At 41.3% G+C, this 6,805-nt stretch carries 5 protein-coding genes and 1 pseudogene; 5 read left to right on the top strand and 1 reads right to left on the bottom strand.

What is annotated here, in order from left to right:
- Nucleotides 1-258: 258 nt before the first annotated feature.
- The 5 genes from AACT19_RS23235 (at nucleotide 259) to AACT19_RS23255 (ending at nucleotide 6,119) form a co-directional block, all read left to right on the top strand.
- A complete protein-coding gene (locus AACT19_RS23235; protein WP_083717902.1) occupies nucleotides 259-798 on the top strand; it encodes a hypothetical protein in 540 nt (179 codons plus the stop codon).
- Between the two features lie 140 nt (nucleotides 799-938).
- Nucleotides 939-1,877: a hypothetical protein gene (locus tag AACT19_RS23240; protein ID WP_076648976.1), complete on the top strand. Its 939-nt coding sequence runs from the start codon at nucleotides 939-941 to the stop codon at nucleotides 1,875-1,877.
- A 331-nt stretch (nucleotides 1,878-2,208) separates the two neighbouring features.
- Nucleotides 2,209-3,312: a tyrosine-type recombinase/integrase gene (locus AACT19_RS23245; protein WP_076648978.1), complete on the top strand. Its 1,104-nt coding sequence runs from the start codon at nucleotides 2,209-2,211 to the stop codon at nucleotides 3,310-3,312.
- Nucleotides 3,313-3,664: 352 nt separating this feature from the next.
- Nucleotides 3,665-5,050 (top strand): hypothetical protein, encoded by a 1,386-nt coding sequence (locus AACT19_RS23250; RefSeq protein ID WP_242658974.1) that lies wholly within the window; start codon nucleotides 3,665-3,667, stop codon nucleotides 5,048-5,050.
- A gap of 70 nt (nucleotides 5,051-5,120) precedes the next feature.
- Nucleotides 5,121-6,119 carry a hypothetical protein gene (locus tag AACT19_RS23255; RefSeq protein ID WP_076648984.1) on the top strand — a complete coding sequence of 333 codons (999 nt, stop codon included), beginning with the start codon at nucleotides 5,121-5,123 and terminating at the stop codon, nucleotides 6,117-6,119.
- 485 nt (nucleotides 6,120-6,604) lie between these two features.
- Here AACT19_RS23255 and AACT19_RS23260 read toward each other — a convergent pair.
- A pseudogene (locus AACT19_RS23260) lies at nucleotides 6,605-6,805 on the bottom strand (IS5/IS1182 family transposase); the annotation flags it as partial.

Below are 6,805 nucleotides of genomic sequence, written 5' to 3' on the forward strand. Positions count from 1 at the left end.
GGAGTGGATTCCATACATCATCTTAGAACTTGCGAACGGAACACCTGACCAGTACACCTACAGACCAAGTTAATCTAATCCGTACTTTGATATCTTATACGGAATTTTTCCGTAACTCGCCCCCATAACTATATGTCGATTCACATAACAGCTTGATATTGGTTGAGTCTCATAATAAATGGCAGCAACATAGACGGAATGCAAAGACGGAAAAAGTCCGTCTATAAAGCGTTAGCTTACACGAGGGTAATTATAGCTGTGAAAGATGACTTTGAATTTGTTCTAAGTTTAGTGGAAAGCTTCTTTGAACAAGAGGAAGTGCAAAATAAGTTTAATTTGATAAACCAGCATGAATTTACAGGATGGGAAATTTGGTTCCAGATCGAATTTGCGAGCTTTTTGCAGCAGCATAAAAATGTTAGCGAAATTATTCGAGAATTAGGGTACTCGATCGATAAAAGAATGTCGGGTTACCAAGAACGAATGTATATAGACTTTTTAATAAGAAAGAAGCGGAGCTCACGCAGTAGCTATATTGCGCTTGAGATTAAGCAAAACCAGAGTGCTGCGTCGTGTGTCAAAGGCATGATGGCGGATATCCAAAAAATCTGGAAACTCAAGCAATCCGAGAATGACCTGCGCAGCATGTGGTGCTTGGGGATCTACCCAACTGTAACGAAAGAAAGAATAGACAAAGTCATTGATAAGTATTCAGAAGCTGTAGGTGTGGATTTACCTGACAGACTGATAACTACGAAAAATATTTCTAATACCAGTTTTTCGTTTACTTTGTTGTAGTAAGCTAACAAAAGCTTCAAACCGACAAACAACGCGTGGCATTTTTGGTTTACGGTGAATTTAGTGTTTAAGGCGTATGCAGCGGCTTGTTTTGTGCGTTGTCTGCGGTTTAAGCTGGCGTTATGTGAAAGGGGAAAAGTTTGAATCCATTTGAATTACCACGAGAAAGATTTAAGGCAAGGCGAGACTTGTTGAAATCTAGCGTTGAAGTCGTTTTGTCTGAGACATCAGAGTATATTTATGGTGAGTATCAACATCTCGAAAAACTGGAGCATGCGGAGCTGTTTTGTAAATATGAACTAATGGAAGCCCCATCAGCAAGGGTTGATCATTTACAAAAAGTAGGTATTTTCCCTTGGATTGAAGCGGCTCATGAATTGGATTCGTGCTTAACGGTAATTTTTGAGGGAAACTACAAAAATGCGTTTGACTCCCTGAGAAGAGCTATTGAACTGGTAGTTACTGGTAGTTTCTTCGTTTTAGATAATGTCGAGCAAGAGAAGGCAAAGGAGTGGATGGAGTCGGACAGGTCTACTCCAAACTTTAAGCGTGCGTTGAAGGTTATTGAAGACGCTTGTCAGTATAGTAGTTGTGATGGGGCAGTATCATGGACTGAGTCATTATTGGGACACTATTGGGAGCTATGCGATGTAATTCACGTTAAAGGGGTAAAAAATAGCTCTAGCGAAATATCACCTCGATACTCTTTTATTTCAGGGGTCAGTATTCCTCATTTTGACAAAAAAGCATGCAGTCTAAGCCTTTCTTACTATGTAAAAACCGTAGAGCTAATAGCTTTAATGGTTGCGTTGAGCAACCCAGTACTATTGGTTGGATTTGATTTGGAACGCAAGTTCGGCCTTAACGCCCCAATGTCTGGTTTTTATAATTCTTTTCAATCTGACAGGCTTACTAGCCTAATTCCAGATAGATTTAATACCCTCATAAAGACGCTAATAGATAGTGACCCAAATATAGCTTCAGTAAGCCAATGGTTTGATTCTCTACCTGACATAACAGAGGAAGAGCTCGAGTTGCAAATGAAAAAGCAAGATGAACTATTTAGAAATTTCACATAACAAACGTTTAAGGTTTCAAGATACTTTTTCTAGTCTGATTGAAGCCGTTTAGAGCAAAGCAACTAAACGGTTTTGTCCAACAACGAGTCAGTTAACCTCATCCTTCCCGTATCTTTCCCAAATACAGCCCTTGATTGCACCACTTCTGATGAAGGGCTTTGCCTCCACAAATTAACTTCAAAAAACCAACTCATTGATAAAAAACAACAAGTCAAAATATTATAATAACTAACTAATATTATTAATATTTTCATATGTGACTTTTACTTCTTCGGCCTGTATGCTGTTATCAAATAGAAGAGCAGCAACAAGCTGCCTAAGTACAAATAACGTGGAAACCAGCAATCCGACATTAGTTAATGTCGTCATCGATAAATTCATTGAAAGCCGTGTACATACCGTCGCACCGTCTACACTCCGATCGGACAGAAGTAAGGCGGAAAAGCTCAAAAAATACTTTAAGAAGCGTTTGATAACAGAGGTTAGACACAGTGATATTCACGACCTAATCACCTCATTTCATCGCAAATACAGCAACAAATCGATTAATGAATTCCTCATTATTCTCAGGGCGGTGTTCAAGCGTGCAATGCGTGATGGGATCATAGTGCGTGATCCTATGGACGGAATTGAAAACCTAACTGTCACTAACAAAGAGCCTACACCGCTCAGCAAAGCAGAAATCAAAAAACTAAATGACGCTACTGTTGAATGTCTTAACGGTAAAAATGCTGTGTTGTTAAATATACTAACAGGTCTGCGAATCAGCGAATTGATAGCATTGTGTTGGGGAGATATTAACTGGCAACGCAGAGAACTTTATGTTCGTCGTGCAAAAGTATTAAACGATTATAAAACTCCAAAAACATCAGGTTCAGTTCGAACGATAGAACTTAATGAACTGGCAATAACGGTTCTGAAAGAGCAGGTAAAACTTACTGGTTCAAAACGGGTACGCACCATCTCTGTTTTACAAGCTGATAGTAAAACGTGGATTAAAGAGAAAATTCGGTTTGTATTTTATAACAACAAGACGTACCAGCCGTTCTTAAATGCTAAACAATTTAGCAAAACCTTCTTCACTCCTTTTCTGAAAAAAGCAGAAGTTCAACACCGTGGTGTTGGCCAGTTACGCCATACTTTTGCGAGTCAAAACCTCACCGCTGGTATCAGCAAAGAATGGCTTGCTGGTCAAATGGGTCATACTGGCACTCATATGATTGATAAGCACTATGGCCGATGGATGCGAGCGGATGCTCCTGATTATGCCAATGCCGCTGCGGATCATTTGGCGGATGTACTTGGACATCCTGAAGCTACATCCGTTGAGGCTCCTTCTGATGTATCACAAGATGTATTGGCGTTAGCGAATGCTCTGCAAGATAGACCTGAGCTTCAAGCTCTCATCCAAGGTGTGATCGGAGGCGCTTTATGAGTATTCTCCGACCTGCCATGTGTGGCATTGTCAGTGCCACACATGGCAATACCGTTGCCAAATTTGGCACTAAGCGTGCCAATACCGACCACTTGAAAAGTGGATCGGTACAGCAACCCGTTGCGCTCCCGTCACACTTTTGCTTCGCAAAAGATGAACGTGAGCTACGGGCAAGAGAAGTCTCTCTTGACTCTCTCTGTACCTGCCCTCTGGGGAGGTCAGAATGAACCAGGATATCCATCAATATCATAGTAAGAATAACTACACATCCCAGTCAGATAGTCGCCTGAAATGTGAGGCATCACTCAAGCATTCGCTCAGGATAACCTCCACTCTCGCAGATTCACAGGCAATGGCTAAACCAACTAAAAAGCTGGAATGGAATGACGCGTTGTCGGCTAACAATCTTATCTGGTGTAACGGCAGGCTATCACAATTAGATACGTGGTCGGAAGAGACGCGTATGGAGCTGCTATATCGAATCGCACCAGTTCCGCGCATCAAAAATCAAAAGCGGCTTCAGACTCAGCATCGGCAATACAAGCAGAAAATGAAAAAGGCGATTGTCAGTGAATTAAAGACTGACAATACCGAGGCTGCTGAGTTTCTTCAGGCCGTTCTTGATACTGATGGTCATGTCTCGTATTCCAAGGTAGATAAATTTGGAAGGCTCACGATGCAACGGAAAAAGCAGCGTATTAAAATGCTGGAGACCTATCTGAACGCGCACAATCAGGTTCATCGCCGTGCACCAACAAATGCTGTTTATTTGCAGGAAGGCATCTTCAAAGTACCGCATCAGTGGCAGGTGGGCTCAGATACCGTAAGTCTGAAAGAGTACATTGAATTAACGCGAAAGTTCCTGACTTACCATTTCCCACAGTACCCTATCAAAGCCATCATCGGGCACGATGATGAACGCAGTATTGAACAGAATACAGGTTGCCACCCGCACTATTTTCTCTCTGGGCGTAATAATGAAACAGGTGAGTTCGACCTGCATAAACGGCAGATACAGGTAGTCAATGAGTACATCCATCGAGTGTACTCGGTGAAAAACTTCTTCCCGAAAAACGGAAAGCTTACTCGTGAGGAATCACAAGACTTCGGACGATTTTTCCAGAAGATGGTGAAAGACTTTGTAAATGAACACTTATTTCACGCGAAGGGGCTTAATGTAGTGTTTGCGCCTGAAACCGAACGGAGATCTAAGCGACGCAAGAAGATGAACAGAGAGGCCCGTCTTCCTAAAACGGAGCGCAGTCATAACTATCACACGCATCAGTTAGAACTGATTCAAGACAAGATTGAGCTGACAGAAAAGAAACACGAGAATTTGTTAGGTGAACAAGCAAAAGTCGAGCAACAACTGATTCAGCTAACAGATGATACTGCTCAGGCACAAGTACAGCTAAGTCAGCTACAGGTTGAGCGAGACACGATTCAAATAGAAGTATCCGACCTGAAAGCGGAATCTTCACGACTGAGCACGCTTACACAGAACTTAATGCAGGCACTAGTACCAAAGCTAGTTGATATATTTAAGAAAGTACTACTTTCTATTAATGCCAGAGACAAAGGCGTAATGAAACAACAGAGTGAATATTTGTCTTCAGCCCTGAACTCCATGTTAGACCTGCCACCTGAGCTGGCAGACAAAATGACAGGTGAGATTGCTCTGCTGCAAGAGTCCGATAACCAGTTAGCGAACCAGAGCATTGATAAAACTCCAAAATAAGTAAGTTAGTTAACTGGCTAACTTACTTTACTAACTAACCTTCATAATAACTAAAACAAAGGTAAACAATATGGCTAGGCCAAAATCTTACACAGAAGAAGACATTATAACTATTGCCACTCAATTGTTGGCCAAGGGCAAAAAGCCTACGGGCTGGCGCATCAAAGACATCCTCGCACGGGGAAAAATCTCGTCAATTCAGGCAGATCTTGAGCGGTTAATCAAAGATGGGAAAGTACCAAAAGAATTATCAGTACAGATCAGCGATAAGGACGGTTCAGACAAGCTGCCTTTACGGGAATCTTTTGAACTGCCGATTGAGATTCAAGAAATGCTATCCATCAGAGAGCAGGAAGTATGCAAATCACTTCGGGACATGACTATCGGATTGAATAATAAAGCACAACTTCATTATGAAGCGCTGATGGATGCCCGCACTAGAGAGTTAAATATCCAATCCGATGCCGCGATAAAAGCCAAGGAGATAGCGGACGAAGACAGTCTTGATTTAGAAGCGCGTCTACAAAAACAAGTCGAACACAATGAGCTGCTTGAAGAACAAATCGAATTACTGGAAACGGAGCTTGTTCTTTCAAAGCAAGAGATATCTGGGCTGGTAAGAAGTAATAGCCAATTGACCCAATCTCTTAACAAAGCAACGGAAAGCACAGAAACTCAACAAAATACCATCACAGAACTGACAGCTAAGCTGGCGAGAATGGAAACGACCTATGCGGAAGTAATGGTAAAGTTGAATCATGTCACGAATGAGCTTGATAAGCTTCAACCCTGTCACGCAGCCCTGTTAGAGCAACATGAGGAAGCGAAAGAACGGCTTATTGAAACGTCGACTCAGCTACAATCCATCCAAGACTTGTTGAATAAGTATGATAATCAATTGGACACTCTCAGAAATGAAAAAAGTGAACTTTCAGCTAACCACCGTCTTTTAGAGAAGAATCTTAGCGATTTAGAGAACAAAGTCGCTTTGCTGACTCAGGAAAACAGGCGTCTAGAACAGCAATTAACAACCCATACGGAAACAGCAGACATGCTGCATACTGAGTAGTCAATGGCTCGTGTCATTTCACCAGCATGGTGGCATTCTTAAAATTTCGGCTGTTTTTTAAGAATTCTTAAATCGGTTAAGAATTGCTAAGAATCCAAATTACTTGTTCCATTCATTCCAATGGCAGCGGTGCTACTTACAAGGTTCTAGCTCACTTTTTGTAAGTGTTCAGTCAGTGCTACTAAATCTATCAATCTAATATCCCTTCTTTATCACTAACCTATTGATTGCTAGTTGAAGCGCTTAATAAAAGATAGCATTATGGTTGCATAAAAAAAGAGGTTTAGCCGTTTTAGTAACGTTAGCATTCAATCAAGCAAGGGGAAACTAAATTGAGAAAACCAAGATTATTTATTGCTTCGTCTGTTGAGAGCTTACCTGTTGCTGAGGCTGTGAATGTAAATTTGGATCATGAATTTGAAGTTACCTTGGGCTTTGTTGCGTAATTAAATTTAAAGATAGAACTACCCCGTTTCGCGTATTTCTTAATCAATACGACAAGTTTCAGGCATACCTAACCCAGTAAGCTTGTTCAACGCTTTTATCATCGCGTAAGTTTCACCCACCTGGGCATTGTAATTTCTTAAGCTCAGTTTCCCTCCTAGCAACTGTTTAACTCGATACATCGCTGTTTCTGAGAGTGAACGTTTGTGGTATCCATACCGCTCTTTCCAATACTTATTTGA

Origin of the sequence: Vibrio sp. 10N.222.47.A9 (assembly GCF_963872585.1) — a bacterium.
Classification (GTDB): domain Bacteria; phylum Pseudomonadota; class Gammaproteobacteria; order Enterobacterales; family Vibrionaceae; genus Vibrio; species Vibrio splendidus.